General features: G+C 36.5%; 19 protein-coding genes and 1 pseudogene. 6 read left to right on the forward strand and 14 right to left on the reverse strand.

Features of this window, described 5'->3' with window-relative positions; all coding sequences use genetic code 11:
* Positions 1-449: 449 nt before the first annotated feature.
* Both J5G60_RS03760 and J5G60_RS03765 read right to left on the reverse strand, forming a co-directional pair.
* A complete protein-coding gene (locus J5G60_RS03760; RefSeq protein WP_150356231.1) occupies positions 450-917 on the reverse strand; it encodes a tRNA (cytidine(34)-2'-O)-methyltransferase in 468 nt (155 codons plus the stop codon).
* Positions 918-1167: 250 nt separating this feature from the next.
* Positions 1168-1905 (reverse strand): N-acetylmuramoyl-L-alanine amidase family protein, encoded by a 738-nt coding sequence (locus J5G60_RS03765; RefSeq protein WP_150356232.1) that lies wholly within the window; start codon positions 1903-1905, stop codon positions 1168-1170.
* Positions 1906-2097: 192 nt separating this feature from the next.
* Here J5G60_RS03765 and J5G60_RS03770 point away from each other — a divergent pair, with 192 nt between their 5' ends.
* The gene (locus J5G60_RS03770) at positions 2098-2676 is read left to right on the forward strand and encodes a 5' nucleotidase, NT5C type (protein WP_150356233.1); all 579 of its coding nucleotides are present in this window, start codon (positions 2098-2100) and stop codon (positions 2674-2676) included.
* 18 nt (positions 2677-2694) lie between these two features.
* On the opposite strand, the gene J5G60_RS03775 is transcribed toward J5G60_RS03770, so the two are convergent.
* Positions 2695-3579 carry a DMT family transporter gene (locus J5G60_RS03775; protein ID WP_150356234.1) on the reverse strand — a complete coding sequence of 295 codons (885 nt, stop codon included), beginning with the start codon at positions 3577-3579 and terminating at the stop codon, positions 2695-2697.
* A gap of 213 nt (positions 3580-3792) precedes the next feature.
* Here J5G60_RS03775 and J5G60_RS03780 point away from each other — a divergent pair, with 213 nt between their 5' ends.
* From J5G60_RS03780 to J5G60_RS18810, 3 genes are read left to right on the forward strand one after another with little or no spacing between them, the layout of a single operon-like run.
* Entirely contained in the window at positions 3793-4398 is a 606-nt protein-coding gene (locus tag J5G60_RS03780; protein ID WP_150356235.1) for a TetR/AcrR family transcriptional regulator, read from the forward strand.
* Positions 4395-4865, forward strand: a complete 471-nt coding sequence (locus J5G60_RS18805; RefSeq protein WP_229981996.1) for a hypothetical protein — start codon at positions 4395-4397, stop codon at positions 4863-4865. Before J5G60_RS03780 ends, J5G60_RS18805 begins: the two co-directional genes overlap by 4 nt.
* On the forward strand, positions 4804-5319 hold the full coding sequence (locus tag J5G60_RS18810; protein ID WP_236035107.1) for a hypothetical protein: 516 nt from the start codon (positions 4804-4806) through the stop codon (positions 5317-5319). The genes J5G60_RS18805 and J5G60_RS18810 overlap by 62 nt, the downstream gene beginning before the upstream one ends.
* Positions 5320-5326: 7 nt before the next feature.
* On the opposite strand, the gene J5G60_RS03790 is transcribed toward J5G60_RS18810, so the two are convergent.
* Positions 5327-5869, reverse strand: coding sequence for an HXXEE domain-containing protein (locus J5G60_RS03790; protein WP_150356236.1), 543 nt, complete (start codon positions 5867-5869; stop codon positions 5327-5329).
* A 136-nt stretch (positions 5870-6005) separates the two neighbouring features.
* Between J5G60_RS03790 and J5G60_RS03795 the strand changes: the two genes are divergently transcribed.
* The gene (locus J5G60_RS03795) at positions 6006-6572 is read left to right on the forward strand and encodes a TetR/AcrR family transcriptional regulator (RefSeq protein WP_150356237.1); all 567 of its coding nucleotides are present in this window, start codon (positions 6006-6008) and stop codon (positions 6570-6572) included.
* 2 nt (positions 6573-6574) lie between these two features.
* Here the strand turns inward: J5G60_RS03795 and J5G60_RS03800 are convergent, their stop codons facing one another.
* Positions 6575-7036 (reverse strand): MarR family winged helix-turn-helix transcriptional regulator, encoded by a 462-nt coding sequence (locus J5G60_RS03800; RefSeq protein WP_150356238.1) that lies wholly within the window; start codon positions 7034-7036, stop codon positions 6575-6577.
* A 20-nt stretch (positions 7037-7056) separates the two neighbouring features.
* Positions 7057-7677, reverse strand: coding sequence for a class I SAM-dependent methyltransferase (locus J5G60_RS03805; protein ID WP_150356239.1), 621 nt, complete (start codon positions 7675-7677; stop codon positions 7057-7059).
* Positions 7678-7849: 172 nt separating this feature from the next.
* Here J5G60_RS03805 and J5G60_RS03810 point away from each other — a divergent pair.
* Positions 7850-8056: pseudogene (locus J5G60_RS03810) on the forward strand (DUF2089 family protein); the annotation flags it as partial.
* 430 nt (positions 8057-8486) lie between these two features.
* Here J5G60_RS03810 and J5G60_RS03815 read toward each other — a convergent pair.
* The 8 genes from J5G60_RS03815 to J5G60_RS03850 all read right to left on the reverse strand — a co-directional run bounded on the left by J5G60_RS03815 (position 8487) and on the right by J5G60_RS03850 (position 16510).
* A complete protein-coding gene (locus J5G60_RS03815; protein WP_150356240.1) occupies positions 8487-10856 on the reverse strand; it encodes an ABC transporter permease in 2370 nt (789 codons plus the stop codon).
* Positions 10857-10868: 12 nt separating this feature from the next.
* Entirely contained in the window at positions 10869-11534 is a 666-nt protein-coding gene (locus J5G60_RS03820) for an ABC transporter ATP-binding protein (protein ID WP_150356241.1), read from the reverse strand.
* Between the two features lie 128 nt (positions 11535-11662).
* A complete protein-coding gene (locus J5G60_RS03825; protein WP_328707000.1) occupies positions 11663-12700 on the reverse strand; it encodes a sensor histidine kinase in 1038 nt (345 codons plus the stop codon).
* Entirely contained in the window at positions 12690-13376 is a 687-nt protein-coding gene (locus J5G60_RS03830; protein ID WP_150356243.1) for a response regulator transcription factor, read from the reverse strand. Before J5G60_RS03830 ends, J5G60_RS03825 begins: the two co-directional genes overlap by 11 nt.
* Positions 13377-13667: 291 nt before the next feature.
* The gene (locus J5G60_RS18815) at positions 13668-13964 is read right to left on the reverse strand and encodes a hypothetical protein (protein ID WP_236035109.1); all 297 of its coding nucleotides are present in this window, start codon (positions 13962-13964) and stop codon (positions 13668-13670) included.
* A gap of 405 nt (positions 13965-14369) precedes the next feature.
* Positions 14370-14831 (reverse strand): methylated-DNA--[protein]-cysteine S-methyltransferase, encoded by a 462-nt coding sequence (locus tag J5G60_RS03840; protein ID WP_150356245.1) that lies wholly within the window; start codon positions 14829-14831, stop codon positions 14370-14372.
* Positions 14828-15376 carry a bifunctional transcriptional activator/DNA repair enzyme AdaA gene (locus tag J5G60_RS03845; protein WP_150356246.1) on the reverse strand — a complete coding sequence of 183 codons (549 nt, stop codon included), beginning with the start codon at positions 15374-15376 and terminating at the stop codon, positions 14828-14830. Before J5G60_RS03845 ends, J5G60_RS03840 begins: the two co-directional genes overlap by 4 nt.
* Positions 15377-15487: 111 nt before the next feature.
* Positions 15488-16510: an amidohydrolase family protein gene (locus J5G60_RS03850; RefSeq protein WP_150356247.1), complete on the reverse strand. Its 1023-nt coding sequence runs from the start codon at positions 16508-16510 to the stop codon at positions 15488-15490.
* Positions 16511-16521: the final 11 nt, after the last annotated feature.

The following is a 16521-nucleotide window of genomic DNA, read 5'->3' on the forward strand; positions in this document are numbered from 1 at the left end:
CTTTTTTATCGATAAATATAAAAACAGAATTTAGTACTAAAATACTATAATACAAAAAACCTTTTATATCGAATGAGAGTATTTCTGAAAATAAAGGCCTATTAATTTTTCTTTGATCTATATAAAGAACCAAAAATAACAATATGGAACATTATTTTTGCCGAATTTTTGATGACAAAAAAGAAAGAGCTCTTATTTTATAGGAGCCCTAAACCATTTTGCGAGGCGTTTATAAATGGCACAGCAATTTAATATTTTATGGATACACTATACATTTAATCTTTTTTTATATCATAAAAAGCCTTTCAGTTATTTCTTTTCCAATACATGCAGATTGATATGTACACACTCATTTTAGATGAATCGTACTTTTTATTGTATTTTCAGGTAGATCCACTCTGCTGTCTGTAATTATTTTTATATTTTCCACCTTTAATACAAGTTCCACCTTACTTCATATTTGGAAAGCTCAATTGCTTTAATGCCTCGTAGGCAACTATGGCCACAGTATTGGACAAATTTAAAGAGCGGGTACTAGTTTTTATCATAGGAACTCTAATGCATCTTTCAGGATCGCTATTCCTTATTTCATCAGGCAGCCCACAGCTCTCCCTTCCAAATACTATAAAATCTTCATCTTTAAATTTAGCATGATGATAAAAATTTTTACCATGGGTAGTAGAAAAATAAAACGAATTTTTTTTATATTTTTCCCTAAGTTCTTCATAAGAGTCATATAAATTCAAATCCAGGTACTTCCAATAATCCAGTCCCGCTCTTCTCAAATGCTTTTCATCTAAACTAAACCCAAGAGGTTTTATAAGATGAAGTCTGGAACCCGTAAGTACACATGTTCGTGCAATATTGCCGGTATTCTGTGGTATTTCAGGTTCAAATAAAACTATATTCAAACTCAATTTTATTTCCTCCTCCAATTTTCTACTTAACAATATAAGATATATAGATATGAAATTTCATAATGATCTTCTGTTTTTAAATCAGGCTTGCTAGTTCAAAAGTCCCATTAAATATATTACTCCATATTAATGTTACAGTAAAGAGAATGCACTCCCAAATGCACTATATAATTTATAACTTTCATATTTTCAATTTTCCATGTACAACTATATACTACAGCAATCTTTCCGTAATCTCCAAAATGAAATATCAGTTCTTATGATTTTCATTTAAATAATCAATTATTCCCTTTGAAATATTTTCTCCAAGCCTCTTTAACACACCTTCATCTGACAATCTTGCCCTATCTTCAGCATTGGTTATGAAGCCACATTCCACAAGAACTCCCGGTATTTTACTGTATCTCAGCACAGCCAGGTTTTGTCTTTTTATACCTCTGTTTTTCCAGCTATCGTTTTTCACAGCTTCTCTTTCTATCGATTCAGCTAACTTTACTCTTTCATTCTTCTGATATCCATTTATATCATAATACAACGTAGTTATACCACTGAAATTATTATCACTTAAAGAATTCACATGTATCGAAACAAATACATCTGCATAGGAGGAATTTACTTTATCACCTATTTCGTCAAGACCTAATAGCTTGTCCTCATTACGTGTAAGAAACACCACATTTCCCTTACTTTTTAAATATGACGCAGCATATCTTGCTATTTTTAAAGTCAAATCTTTTTCATACATATTTCCATAACTCGTACCCTTATCCATTCCCCCATGTCCAGGATCAATTATTATGTAATACTTTTTAAGGGGAGTATATCTATTATCCGAATCCTGTCTATGCATTGAATTAAAAACGGGAGTAGTAGTTATATTAATTGAGTTATTTACATTCAATATTTTTATATATTTTCCGAAAACGAGCATTATCAAAATAAAAAAAACATAAAAAAGCACATAATTTTTTCTGCCCTTAATTCCCATAGTACCACCCACCTTGCTTCAGTTTTATTTACACAATATACTTATTATACCATTTATTTACTTTATATTCCATAAAGTATTCATCTCTACTCTATAGAAAATAAATACATACATACTTAACTCAGCTTTAATACTCACTTAATAATAATATACTAATATAAAATTATAAATTTGCAAAAGAGGTGATTAATTATGAAAGCATTGAATATATGCATTGATATTGACGGAACAATTACTGATCCATATTTTTGGCTGGATAGTGCCAACAAATATTTCAACAAAAATATAACCTCGGAGGAGATTACTCAGTATGAAGTCCACAAAGTCCTGAAAGTATCCAGAGAAGATTACACTAAATTTTACAATAAGAATAAATTCACCCTTCATAACAGAGAAGATATAAACAAGGACGCCGTTGATATAATTCAGGAACTTATAAAATCAAACAATATCTATTTTGTAACCGCCAGGGAAAAAAGTCTTGAAATCCTGACACGTGAATATTTAAACAGAAATAAAGTACCATATGATGGAATTTATGTTCTGGGAACTTATCATAAAGTGGATACAGCCAAAAACTTAAATTGCGATCTATTTATAGAAGATAGTTTTGAAAATGCTGTTGAACTATCAAAAAATGGTTTCAAGGTGCTGCTTGTAGATACAAATTATAACCGATTCCCGTTGAAAGAAAATATAAAAAGAGTTTTTAACTGGTCGCAAATCTATAATATAGTAACAAGGGTACTATTACAGGAAAAGGCTGTGTAATAGTACCCTTTATCATGTCTAGTAATCTTCTTTAACAGCTACAATCACTGCAATGATTATAAACATTCCACCTATAAAAAAGCTTGGTGAAAGCTTTTCTCCAAGGTAAATCCATCCCAAAATCGAACCCGTAACAGGTTGAAAAAACAGAAATAAAGAACCAATTCCTGCATCTACAAGTTCAATTCCTTTATTCCACAAAAAAAATGCACCAGCTGTAGACACAACTCCAAGATATATCAATCCCCATATAGTCTTCCAGTTTCCTAAAATCAGCAAAAAATTGTTATGCTGCAGCATCATAAACGGCGTGGTAAACATCAGTGCAAAGAGTATGGCATAAGTAGTTATACTCAAGGAATTCAAATGCTTGGACGCAACCTTTACGTAAACAGACAGCAGTGCCCAGGTAACTGCAGCCCCAACAAGAGCTATATTGCCTAAAGTATCTTTTAAAGCCTCAGCATCTAATCCTATAACTATAACAACACCTGCCGTAGCCAGCATAAGTGAGATGACTTTTTTTCTGGTAAACAGTTCACCCAGAATAAATCTGGCAAACAAAATCACAAATACAGGTGTCGATGCTGTAATAAGCGAGCCCATATGGGCATTGGATAACTTTGTCCCTATAAATTGAAGGCATATAGAAATAAAATACCCTATAAACCCTATCCACGCTATAAGGAACCAATCCTTCTTTTTTATAGTTACCTTGAAACCTCTTTTATGTTGAAAGAATGTAAGTACTATAAACAATACTGCAAATGCAATGACATACCTAATCCATACCAATGTGACAGGTGAAACAAACTGCAGTATGTATTTGCTGACTACGTACATTCCTCCCCATATAGAAGCAGCCAGAAACAGGCATATGGAACCAATTAATCTTTTTCTCATTACTCACAATAACCTCCGTCTTTTTTATTTCATATAAAACAGCATCCAAGACGAGGTATGTTGATTTAACTATTAATCCTCATCTCAGTTTAAAGATGAGAAACTGGTTGGTCATTTTCAAACAAGCTAAAATAATACATGTAATTTGCCCCCTTATTATTCTGTAGTATACAAAACATTATACACTTAATAGTATTTCGTGCCATTAAAAAAATGCGCAGAAAAAGTTTTTTTACAAGGGGATATGACAATACCACTATGGATGATGTGGCAAAAGAAGCTGAGTTCAGCAAAAGAACAGTATATGTATATTTCAATAGTAAAGAGCAAATTTATTTTGAAGTCATGATAAGGGGATACAGGTTATTAATTAATATGTTGAAAAATGATTTACAAGAAAAAAATTTTAATGCAATTGAGGAAATTAAGCAGATGTCTCTGACAATGTATCAGTTTAGTAAAAATTATACAGAATATTTTAAAGCAATTATGGAATATGAAAACGGAGAAATGGATTTTCAAAAAGGAGTTCCAGATAAATCAAAAGAAGAATGCTATGCTCTTGGAGAGGAAATATTGGGATACCTTACTAAAGCCCTAAAAAAGGGCATTGCCGAAAATTCCATACGCAGTGATATAGATATTGAAAAAACAGCCCTTGTTTTATGGGCTTGTATGCTTGGAGTGTATAATACAGCCAACAGAAAGAAAAACTATATTGAGAATTATCACGGAATCACACCAGAAGAATTGATATCATCAGCTTTTCAACTTATTATCAGGTCAATACAATTTGTAAATGAGGAGAACCATAAATGAATAGGAGAAAGGTACCTAAGAAAATGATCATAATATTTTTATGCATTGGAGCACTATTTATTATTGCTTTTACATCTTTACTTCTTATAAGCGGTATTTTTGAACAGCCAAAATATTTAGAACCATGGCAAAAAACTTATTCACAAAAATTTGACGATCCAAGGATACGCCTTATGTCCCACGGTCTGTTGTCTTCAAATGGTCATAACATGCAGCCATGGAAAATAAAACTTGATAAGAATGACCCCATGATATTTTATTTATATGCCGACAGCAAACGCTTAACACCTGAGGTAGATCCCAATGCACGTCAAATGATGGTCACACAGGGAGCTTTCCTTGAATATTTGAAGATAGCTGGAGGTAAATTGGGATACCAAACCACAATAGACTTATTCCCGGAAGGTGCTTATAACGAATCGGTTTATGATGGAATCAGAAAATATCTTTCGTTCCAACGAATATGAAAAAAATAACTATCGTTATGGTTTTTCTATTGAAGGACAGGGTACGTCAGGAATCATGATGCATCTCATGCAGGGACTGGTTACAGTTTTCCCATCAATGAACAGCGGAAGGGCTTCATCCGACAGGTTTATTCAGTCTACCCGTACATCAGCAGAAAATACCCCTGCTTATGCCATGATTATCACAAGAGACAACAGCCGTTCCAGCCAAGTTAAAAGCGGGATGCTTTACAGTAAATTAATATTGACAGCCCATCAGATGGGATTGGCCATGCAGCCCTTAAGTCAAACTCTAGAGGAATATCCTGAAATGGAAAAGCTCTATAATAGCATTCATCAGAATTATACCTCAAATGGAAAAACTATTCAGATGCTCTTTCGTTTAGGTAAACCTTCAAAAGAAGTTCCTCAAAGCATGCGGCGTGATGTGATGGATTTGATCATACAAGAATAAGCTCATACTATAAAGAATATCCTATCAGCAATCTGCTGAATTTCCCTATGGCATCATGCAGTATGACAAGTACAGCAATCATCAATATAATTCCAAGAGTACATGAAAAAAATATTTTTGCAAAATTATATTTTAAAAACAGCTGGGAGATATACATGATATAAATGCATACAGGCAAAAACAGGATGGAGGTGATGACTCCGGGAACATAGTGCTTGAATTCAATACACAGATAAAAATGTGCCAAAATAAAGTGCAGTGTAAAGGCAAATAGAAATCCATACCAGATGAAATAACTGCTGAATATGCAGGACAACAGGGAAACAAGTGAAAGAATTACAAATTCGATTTCCACTGCAATTGACATTGCCGAAGTACTCCAATAGTTTGTACCATTCAAACCGAAGGGTTTCTTTTTCATTATAGAAGTATTTTCCTTCAATTCTTTTTTAAATCTTCTGCTCCAGACTTCAGCCATTACAATTTCTTCAAAATCATGAATCATAAACAATACAGGCAGCATCCAGACAATTGCTTTTATATCATACATAAATCTTCTCCTCTCTATGTGTCACACTTGTGTCTTGTTCTAATCTAGAGTATAATAATTTAAAATTGTCATGTCAATAAAAACGGCTCAAGTGCTACATTTGCAGCTGATTTGTGACATATCGGGAGAGTGAATTATGGCCTTTAAAAAGAAAAACCCCATGGCGGAAAAATCCAAAAAATGGCTCACAGATGCACTTTTGGAAATCATGAAGAATAAACCCTACAATAAAATAACTATCAAGGAGATATCGGACAAGGCACTCCTTTCCAGAAGGACATTCTACCGTAATTTCAATTCAAAGGATGAAGTGCTGTCACTGAAAATGGAATATATATGCAGGGAATATATTTCATACTTCAGCGGTGAACAAAATCTGTCCTACAAAAACATTATCCATATATATTTCAAATTCTGGAAGGATCATCTGGATTTTTTACTGGCACTGGATAAAAGTGATCTACTGTACCTTATGCTCCAGAAATTCAATGAATACCTGCCTCTCATATACAATCATTTTAAAGGACACCTTCACCTGTTCAAAAACAGGGAACACCTGGAATATGCCTTGTATTTCAGTTCGGGAGGACTTTGGAATGTACTTTTAAAATGGATAAAGGAAGGTGCTAAAAAAAGCCCTGAAGAAATGGAGTCCATTCTCAGAGAGGCTCTTAAAAATGCAAATTTAACTATAATTGTTTGATTTTATTGAAATATTCCTTTTCTTCTAAGGTTATACGTTATTTTTTTCATAAGTTTCAACAGCTCCTCCCTCTCCTCACAAGTATCCAGACATTCCATTATTCTGGCATAAAATTTTTTTTCAAATTCAATATGCTCTTCTTGTGCCAATATTCCCTCCTGGGTAAGCACTAATTTATAGGAACGCTTATCCCTGCTGCTTATGGTTCTTTTGATCAGCTTTCGTTTTTCAAGTCTGTTTATCACACTTGTGAGAGTACTTTTAGGTATTTTTAAAATATCAACTATATCCTTTATAATGACGTCCTCTTTTTCAGAGATAATTCTCAGAACTCCTATTTCAACAGTGCTCAATCCATGTATTCTTGAAAATTGAGATTCCACACTTTTATAATTAGGCTCCATTATCATGGAATGCCATATTCTGCTCAGTTCTTCAACCTGCTCCTCATATTTTTTATTCAAACAATCACCCCGCAATTATTTCAAGCAGATGCACTTATGACAAAACTTTTATAATTTATCTTTCTAAATTTAAAAGGTTTGAACCCACATGTCTTCAAAAGTTTTTTCATCTCTTTTGGAGAATATATTCTATAATCTCCATTATTACATATATGCAGCATAAAATTCAATACCTGCCTTATTAAAGGAGGAGCAGTGGGATCTCCTATGACCAGTTTCCCAGCTGGTTTCAGCACCCTCTTCATCTCCAGAAGCACTTTCTCAGGGTTGGGATAATGATGAAATGAAGCATTACACAATACTATATCAAAATAATCCTCCGGCCAGGGTATAAATTCCGCATCCCCCACTTTCAATAAAACATCCTGGGGAAGGTCTCTTCTGGCCACCTGAATCATCTTATCTGAAATATCAAGTCCGCACAGCTGAAATTTCTTATATTTATATAACCGTGACAGTATATTTCCTGTTCCACAGCCTGCCTCCAGCAAAATTCCACCTTGAAATCCATTTAACATCTCCACAACTTTATCATACATTTTGCTTACAAATCTTCCATCAGAACTCTGATCATAGTGCTCTGCCTGTTTATCAAAATTCTTCCTGGAATTTTCTTTAAAAACATTTTTATTGTCCGGCATATGAATTCCTCCTAGTAGTACCATATTAATATAATACGTTATTCGTACTATATTAATATGGTACTACTTTTTGAATCAGCTGTCAATTTTTCTTTTGCAGCAGCTTGCAGAATTGAAAACGAGTGAAAATCATAAATACTCTCCAACGCAATTCATTAAAATATAATGCTTATTCCGATTGAACTCTGGTTCTCTAAAAGAAATTGCAAAAATATACGATGTCTCATATCCTACTGTTCGTCTTCGATTAGATAAGCTAATACAAAAAATCAAACTAAATAGTAATAAACAGGATAGACCTTTTATTACTTTTATTAAAAAATTAGCAGTAGATTCCAAAATTGAGCTGGAAACTGCAAAATTAATTATTGAAAAATAAAATGACAATCTTTTTAGGTTTTGTTATTTCAGCACTGGTTTTAATATTCCAGTATTTTCTAAGTGAATCAAGCCGTTGGCAACTTGGTGGAATTATTCCACTATTCGTATTTATATTGTTCCTATGGTGTTTTTTCTTTCGCACACCAAAACTAAGCCTTCAATCCATAATACCCTTTAGCATACTGTTTATCTTACTCTTATGGGATTGGTCAGATGGCAGGAAACGATTTAAAAAAAGGAAAAATGAAAAAATAAAAAATGAATTGAAAAAGATGAATGCACAGGACCTAGACGATCAAAATTTTTAAAATGAAATACAGCAAATTTACATCTCGTTAGCTGCATGGATCAAAAAAGAAGAGCACAGGGAACGGCAGCCTCTGTGCTTTTTTTGTGTATACCTTACATTTAACCATAATGCCCTATTATTAGCCTTGTTCAATTCTTTCTATCAGCGGCTGATTTTTTAAATTTCGTACTGTAAAATTTGAAATAATAAGCTGGATAAAAAGTAAAACCGCTGTGAAAATACAAACCGGAAGTACCGGAAAACGGTAGTGTACAGCCATGCCTAAATTCTTTACAATCATGCATACAACATATCCCAGACCAGTTCCCAGTGTCAATGTAACCGCCACAGCCCCTGCCGTATAGAGAAATCCTTCTATTTGCAGCATACGGCTTAGCTGTCTGCTGCTCAAACCCACCGCCTGCAGAATTTCAATTTCCTTTTTGCGTGTAATCAGATTTGTCACCACTGTGTTGAGCAGATTAATAATTCCAAATAAAGCAATAAATGAAATCAGTACATAAAACATAACATATACAGGACGATTTACCGTACTGTAATACCTTATCTGTTCCTTGAGACTGTTGAGTTTCAGGTTGGGGTTTGTATCAACAATTTTTTGAAGACTCTCTCCCACCTTCTCTGCTTCCTGCTTTTCGGTCACAATTTCCAAGCTATCATTACAGTTCATACCCGTAATGAAGTCCATTGAATCAACGGGCACCCAAAAATTATAACCACCCCAGCGGTAATTATCTGAAATAAAGGTCTTTACAGTCAAGGTTTTTTGTACTTTCTTCCCCTGACTGTTTAAAATAATAATTTTGATTTTGTCTCCTATTTGGGGACTCCAGCCATAGAATTCCTTAAAAACTTCCGGATGACAAAGAACAACTCCAGCTTTGTCTACAAGAGATTCATAATCAAGCGTGCCCGCTGTCACATAATTCTTCATCAAGTTGACCTCACTTTTTGAAAAACCTGCAATGCTTCCAGTACTGTCAGAGCGATTCGGCATGACGTATTTGAGCCGGATGCCGGTCCATTCTTTGATATCCTTGACACCATTCACAGCCAGTATTTTATCTTTAAGCCCCTGGTTAAGAGGATTGTTCATCTGGATCCGGCTATCTGAAAAAGTATCCTTATCACCTTCTATGGAAATACTGTACTCCCCATAGGGAAAATCACGCTTTGCCTCAACTTCAGGTGCATAGGAGCCAAATACCGATGTGGCACAGACAAGCAGGATTCCGGAAAAGCCAAGTGAAAGCAGAGTCAATATGGACTTTTTCCGACTGCGCATAAAATTCATGCCTGCAAGCCGAAAGGGTGTGATTTTCCGATGAAGTTTTTTACTTTTTTTCTCCCTTGTCTGACTCTGATAAGCTGAATAACGCACTGCTTCCATGGGGGAAACATTGGCAGCCTTTCTGGCAGGAGTACTGATAGAAATCTGTACAAATAAAGTTCCTATAAATCCTACAATTACAGCTGTAAATAAAGTGCCAATCGGATTCCAGCCCTTTGGAATCATAAAATATCCAACTAATCCACCTGCAATCAACCCTATGGGAATGCCAACAGCAGACAGATACTTCCCCTCCTTGCGGACCATCTTTTTTATTTGCTTTTTGGTTGTCCCAATTGTTCTAAGCTGTCCGTATTCTCTGAGTTTTCCAGCTACTGCAATATAGAAGATACTGTAGATGACAATTCCAGCACCAAAAAGTACTATTACAGCTATTGCAATATAACCAAGTACATTTGATGTTATATTATCTTTCATCAAGCGATAATGACTGCTGAGAATTGACACATTGCCCTGTGTAATATGGAATTTGTTTGCCAATGTATAAATTTTTTGCTTGAGCTCCGTTTCCGTCAGGGAATCTGCATTTTTTATTCCTATATATGCATTGAATAAAAGCTTGTCGGCTTCCTTCTGCCCTTCCACAAACGCCCTGGATACAACTATTGCATATTTTCCACTGTCACCCAGCTGCTGCTGAAGCAGTCCTGAAATCTTATATTCCTTTTTTCCGCCGCCAAGATCCAACAAAAGCCTGTCTCCTGGTTTTGCCCTACTGCCCATATGGGAAAGAAAAGATGATTCGACCAAAATTTCATCCGACTTTTGAGGCATACTTCCCTTTAAGTTCATTTTAGAGGCCTTTAGCACAGACTTATCACAATAAGCCAACACTATATCAGCACTTTTCTGTTTCATGGAACCCACTGAATACTGCTGCCCAACCCATTCGACATCCGAAGTATTTTTCAGATTGCATATTGTATTTTCAGATACATTCATAAAAACCGCCTGAGCTGTTCCTTCCTCATCCCTTTTCTGCTTCTGCTGAATTTCCTCCGGAATAAGTGCAATAGCCATCATTAATGCTGCAGCCAGGGCAATGGTTACAATGGTCATTATATTGCGCCGGCGGTTTGCAATCATATCATTTCTGGCAAGGTGTTTTATCACAGCACCGTTATTGTTTTGAAACATATTTTCACCTCCTTACGCCACAATCCGGCCGTCTTCAATGCGCACAATCCTGTCTGCCAGCTGGGCAATTTCATTGTTGTGGGTAATCATCACAATGGTCTGGTGAAACTGTTGGCCTGTCATTTTAAGAAGTCCAAGAACCTCCTGGCTGGTTTTGCTGTCCAGATTTCCAGTAGGCTCGTCTGCAAGAATAATAGATGGTTTTGTGACCAGGGCACGTCCAATGGCTACCCGCTGCTGCTGGCCGCCGGACAGGTTGTTGGGCAGATTGTACAATTTTTCTGTCAATCCCAGCATCCTCAGGATCTTGTTTATAAACTCACTGTCCGCTTTTCCTCCATCCAGCTCAATTGGCAAAACAATGTTCTCATACACATTTAAAATTTGCACAAGATTGTAGTTTTGAAAGACAAATCCTATATTCCTGCGCCGAAAGATAGTAAGTTCATCGTCGTTCATTTTGGATAGTTCCTTTCCATCTACCTCCACGCTGCCGGAAATAGGATTATCAAGCCCTCCCAGCATATGCAGCAGAGTTGATTTGCCACTGCCGGAAGTACCGACAATGGCCACAAATTCTCCCGGCTCCACACTCAAACTGACGCCGTCCAGTGCCTTGACAATATTTGACCCGGTACCGTAATATTTTTTCAGCTCTTCTGCTTTCAATATACTCATAAAAAAACCTCCTGTCCTTGGTTAACACATACAATAATACAGGATAAATGTCTCTTAACTGTTTCAATTTAAAAATCAATTCTCACAGTTTAGAGACATTTTAACTGGAGAAAGGAAAAAGACAGCTCTCAGAACTGCCTTTTATTCGGAAGGAATACAGAGAAAATAGAACCTTTGCCCACTTTGGACTTTACCTGAATGTAACCGTCCTGTCTGGAAATGATTTCACGGCATAGATAGAGGCCTATGCCGACGCCGCTGACATCATGCACCTCATCTTCCCGGTAAAAGCGTTTGAAAATCTGTGCAAGGTGCTGCTCCGGTATACCTCTGCCCGTATCAGCAATATCAATTTTGGTTGTCGTTTCCCATTGCTCCACCTTCACGGATATTCTTCCGCCCGGGGGCGTGTATTTAACTGCATTGTCCAGGATGTTGAACAGAGCTTCTGATGTCCATTTTTTGTCGTGGGGAACTAACAGTGAGGGATTACATTTTACAGTAATTTTGATATTCTTTTTCCCGGCCGGCAGGACAATCCCTCCAAGAGCAAGCCCTATTGTATCATATACAGGAGCAGGCTGAACAGAAAGAGTGATAATGCCAGTTTCCAACCGTGACATCTTAACCATTGACTGCATCAAAAAATCCAGTTTGTCAATCTGCGTTTCCATAAGTACATGAAATTCCCGCTGCTTTTCAATAGGAAGCTGACGCTCCAGCAAGGTGGAGTTATACATTTTTAAGTTTGCCACTGGTGTTTTTACCTGATGTGAAATATCAGAAATTATTCCCTGAATGGATTGTTTTTCTTCTTTGATCCGATTTTTATTGTTTTGTATAATTTCATACAGCCGTTTGAGTTTATAAATAAATTTTCCCATTAAAGTTTCTGATTCCACATTAAACCACAGATCTCCTCTGCCATTTACCATATCGTCAATATAAGAATCCAATGACTCAAAAGAAGCAAGCAATTTCTTCCGAAGCAGTAAAAGCAGCAAAATAACAATAACCAGAAATATAAGAGAAAATACCACTGCAGTACCTAAAATAATCCAATCTCTTGAATATAGAAACAAAATTATAATAAAGCAAGTTGCAGTGATGGTAAAAGAAACTCCGACGCCAACATAAAGCCCTTTTGTAGATAAATTATGTTTCATTCCCATCATCATCCCACAAATAGCCCATTCCATAAACTGTTTTAATATATTTCCTATCCTTTGTTTCAATTTTATTACGCAGTCGATTGACACTGACAGTAAGGGCATGTTCATCTACAAAATTCGAATCCTTATCATATAATTTTTCAAGTAAAACCTGTCTTGTTAGAAGAACGCCATGATTGCTTGTAAAAATTTTAAGCATTTTGTACTCCCCTGGTGTGAGAACAAGAGGCTTCCCTTCTATTGTCGACTTCAACTTATCAAAATCTATGATGAGCTTTCCACTGCTATAAACATTTCTATCCTTCTTTTTTTCAGATCTTCTTAAAATAGCAGACACTTTTTTACGAAAGATATTGATGTTAAAGGGTTTAGTAATGTAATCATCTGCACCAAGTTCAAAACCCGTCATCACATCTTCTTCCAGATCACGGGCAGTTAAAAACACAATAGGGACATCCTGTACCGCCCTGATTTTTTTGCACAGATTAAATCCGCTGCCGTCAGGAAGATTCACATCCAGAACAACCAGATCATATACTTTCCCCTTCATCTTTTCCAATGTCTCAGTCACATTATGTGCAGGAACTGCCCTATATTTATCCAATTCAAGATTATAGCACAAGCCTGAATTCAACATAATATCGTCTTCCACCACAAGAATCCGTTTCATCCTATCACTCCCTACCCCTTGATGATTAAAGAAAGACTCTAACCACAGTCTCTTTGTTAAATTGTTAATCAGTTAGATACCACATGACAATTTATTTAGAACGAGAAACAGTTTTAAAAAGCATCCTCAGTTCTAAATGAGGACAATCTTGTTGAGATTAGCTGATTAGTTCACTTAGCAAATAAATTCCTGTTTGTCATATTTGTTTAGTATAACATAAAAATCAGACTAGAAAAAAGTGCTCAGTTATTCATGAAAGATATTTATATTTCCCATTATACTCGACTATAATTAGTGCTTTTCAATATACTGATTCAGCGCATCATGATATACATCAATTCTCGTTTCCTGCGGTTCGGTTTTTTCATTCAAAACAAGATCTACCATATGATGTGGTATTTTCCCTCCAATAACCATGGATTTGATACAGGAAACACAATAGACCACAACATTTTGGCAGGGCATCTGGGTGGCACGTTTCTTTTGCAGTTCAGTGACTTTTTCGATTGGAAGTCGAGGATAGAAATTATCGCCGCAGCATATGGACTTCGTTCCGCTGTATGGGGAATCGATTGTTTCTATCTTCATTTTCCGCAAAATGCTTCGGACCGCCGCATGTACTTGAGGCTTGGACCGAAATGAACACGAGTCGTGTACAGAAACCGTCAGCCCAGTATGATCCGGCAGGAGCAGATTTTCTATGCTATCCAACACTTCCCACAGAGAAATGGTTTGTATTCCTTTATAAAGGGAACGAAATCTTCTATCACAGCCTGCGCAGTTATTGATGATAGTAGCTCCATGAGGTAATTTAGGATCATGGTGGCAGCAAATGCTGTGTAATTGCACTGACCCAAAGTATCTTTTCAGCATACCCAGTATTTTTTGCCCGGATTCGGGCTTGTACATGCTAAATGCACAGCCGGGGTTGAAGTAGCACTTTCTCATGTCAATGCCGGAAATTTGAATGCTCGGAATTCGAATGCCATCCATTTACTGATCTCCCTTCCGTTCAAGCTCCAATAAAGCTTTTTTCATATCAAGACCACCTGCATAACCAAGAAGATTTCCGTTTGTTCCGACTACCCGATGGCACGGAATCACTATCATCAGCGGATTTTTATTATTTGCCATACCCACCGCGCGGCTGGCTTTCGGATTTCCCACCGCCTCTGCAACTTCCTTGTACGTGCGAGTCTCTCCGTATGGAATACTACAAAGAACATCCCATACTTTTTTCTGAAACTCCGTGCCATGGAGTTCGTATGGAAAATCGAAAGTTTGACGCTGTCCCTTGAGATATTCGCATACCTGTTTAAAAGCCAGATCGGAAAGCACCGAAGGTTTGTTGTCGGCGTTGATTTTTTCCACTGGCTTCAACAAAACAACTGCTGTATCTGTATATCCAATTTCTAAAACTCCAAATTCGAAATCATAAAATGCATATCTTATCATTTACGACACTCCTTCCTGTATGCAGCGGGAGGTAATCCCGTACCATTTTTGAAAAAACGATAAAAAGATGATAGTCGGTCAAAACCTACAGAATAGGCAATATTGATAATCTCGTCATTGGTATCTGAAAGCAACTGTTTTGCTTTTTCCAAACGAAGTCTGCTCATATATTCAGCCAGTGTGACGCCGTACTCATCCTTAAAGATTTCAGATATGCGGCGCTGGGATATGCACAACTGCCGCAGTTCCCTATTCAGCTTGCAGTTCTTGCGAAAAGAATCGTCCAGCAGCCGCTTTGCCTTTTCTGCAATTTCTTTTATGGGGTGATAATCTAATAGATCGCTCCTGCAGCGCTTGCAGGGACGAAAGCCCGCAGCTCTTGCTTGTCCTGCTGTATCAAAAAAGTACACATTTTCCCGCTTTGGACTTTTTGATTTGCAGGATGGTCGGCAATAAATTCCAGTGGACTTGACTGCGTAGAAAAAAATACCGTCATAGGATACATCGTTTTCGGATACCGCTTTCCACATTTCTTCTAATGTCATTACCTTGTCGCCCCCTTTTCTATAATTATAGCATAGGCATCCGGTGACTTTCTTCTCTATTTTGGAAATTCAATTCAGGGAAAGTACAATCCAAACAACATCTTATCCATTCTACTTAATTTTGGAATTTAATCTAGGAAACAATTTCAATGCATTACCATAGTAAATGGCACGGCGTTGTTTATCAGTAAGCAACTCCGTCTTTTCAAGAAGAGCTGCTAATGCAAAGCAACCAAATTCCGGTGTATAAGGATAATCACTCCCATATAATAAATGACTTACATCAACAATTTGAAGCAGATTTTCCAACTGCCTTGGAAGACAGAACCCTGCAACATCATAGTACAGCCCTTTTAGAGCAGCATATACATCTATATTGACCTTTTCTTTTTCTACAGGAATATACTCAAGAAAAGGATCAAGCCTGTCTGCCAGGATCGTCAAAAAAGCCCCGGCATGAGGAACAACAAATTTAATATGAGAATAGCGCTTTAAGGTTCCCTTTAATATCATATTTATGACAGTACGCGTTGTATCAAATAAGAACTCCATTGCGGGCACAGGCAATCCTTCATTAACACCTTTCGGAACACTACTAGGTTTATTGGGATGAAGGACGACTACCGCCCTGCGCCTATTTAATTCTTCAAATATTGGATCTAAACAAGGATTTCCCATATAAATACCCTGGGTATTCGTTGGTAATGTAAAACCATCTGCATGCAAAATATCTAAAGCATATTCAATTTCTTCTATGCTGCCTTTTACATTAGGCAACGACAGAGAAGCAAGTAACCCAAATTTGTCAGGATATTTCTTTACAACCTCTGCCCCATCTTCATTAACCTTTCGTGCTAATATTTTAGCAGCCTCATCATCTCCAAAATTAACATGTGGCGAGGAAATTGACAGCATAGTTGTAGCAATTCCAAGATGTTTCATCACTTTTAGATGTCTATCCACATTCCACTTTGGAGTAGGGAAGCCATCAGGTTTTTCTTCTCCGCTGTTTAATAGGGCTTCCCTATAGGCTTTAGGTAAATAATGAACATGTACATCAATTTTAGGCACATTACTTACTTTAGTACTTCCTAATAAAACTTGTAAATTTCGTTTTGTATTCTTCAATTTCATAACCATCTTCC

The sequence above is a fragment of the Clostridium sp. HV4-5-A1G genome, assembly GCF_900184915.1.
Taxonomy (GTDB): Bacteria; Bacillota; Clostridia; order Clostridiales; family Clostridiaceae; genus Clostridium_B; species Clostridium_B aromativorans.

Coding starts and splice junctions, on each gene's coding strand:
- J5G60_RS03765 (WP_150356232.1), bottom strand. CDS start 1,905: ATGGGAATTAAGGGCAGAAAAAATTATGTGCTTTTTTATGTTTTTTTT.
- J5G60_RS03770 (WP_150356233.1), top strand. CDS start 2,098: ATGAAAGCATTGAATATATGCATTGATATTGACGGAACAATTACTGAT.
- J5G60_RS03775 (WP_150356234.1), bottom strand. CDS start 3,579: ATGAGAAAAAGATTAATTGGTTCCATATGCCTGTTTCTGGCTGCTTCT.
- J5G60_RS03780 (WP_150356235.1), top strand. CDS start 3,793: ATGCGCAGAAAAAGTTTTTTTACAAGGGGATATGACAATACCACTATG.
- J5G60_RS18805 (WP_229981996.1), top strand. CDS start 4,395: ATGAATAGGAGAAAGGTACCTAAGAAAATGATCATAATATTTTTATGC.
- J5G60_RS03790 (WP_150356236.1), bottom strand. CDS start 5,869: ATGTATGATATAAAAGCAATTGTCTGGATGCTGCCTGTATTGTTTATG.
- J5G60_RS03795 (WP_150356237.1), top strand. CDS start 6,006: ATGGCCTTTAAAAAGAAAAACCCCATGGCGGAAAAATCCAAAAAATGG.
- J5G60_RS03805 (WP_150356239.1), bottom strand. CDS start 7,677: ATGCCGGACAATAAAAATGTTTTTAAAGAAAATTCCAGGAAGAATTTT.
- J5G60_RS03815 (WP_150356240.1), bottom strand. CDS start 10,856: ATGTTTCAAAACAATAACGGTGCTGTGATAAAACACCTTGCCAGAAAT.
- J5G60_RS03820 (WP_150356241.1), bottom strand. CDS start 11,534: ATGAGTATATTGAAAGCAGAAGAGCTGAAAAAATATTACGGTACCGGG.
- J5G60_RS03825 (WP_328707000.1), bottom strand. CDS start 12,700: ATGAAACATAATTTATCTACAAAAGGGCTTTATGTTGGCGTCGGAGTT.
- J5G60_RS03830 (WP_150356243.1), bottom strand. CDS start 13,376: ATGAAACGGATTCTTGTGGTGGAAGACGATATTATGTTGAATTCAGGC.
- J5G60_RS18815 (WP_236035109.1), bottom strand. CDS start 13,964: ATGAAGATAGAAACAATCGATTCCCCATACAGCGGAACGAAGTCCATA.
- J5G60_RS03840 (WP_150356245.1), bottom strand. CDS start 14,831: ATGATAAGATATGCATTTTATGATTTCGAATTTGGAGTTTTAGAAATT.
- J5G60_RS03845 (WP_150356246.1), bottom strand. CDS start 15,376: ATGACATTAGAAGAAATGTGGAAAGCGGTATCCGAAAACGATGTATCC.
- J5G60_RS03850 (WP_150356247.1), bottom strand. CDS start 16,510: ATGAAATTGAAGAATACAAAACGAAATTTACAAGTTTTATTAGGAAGT.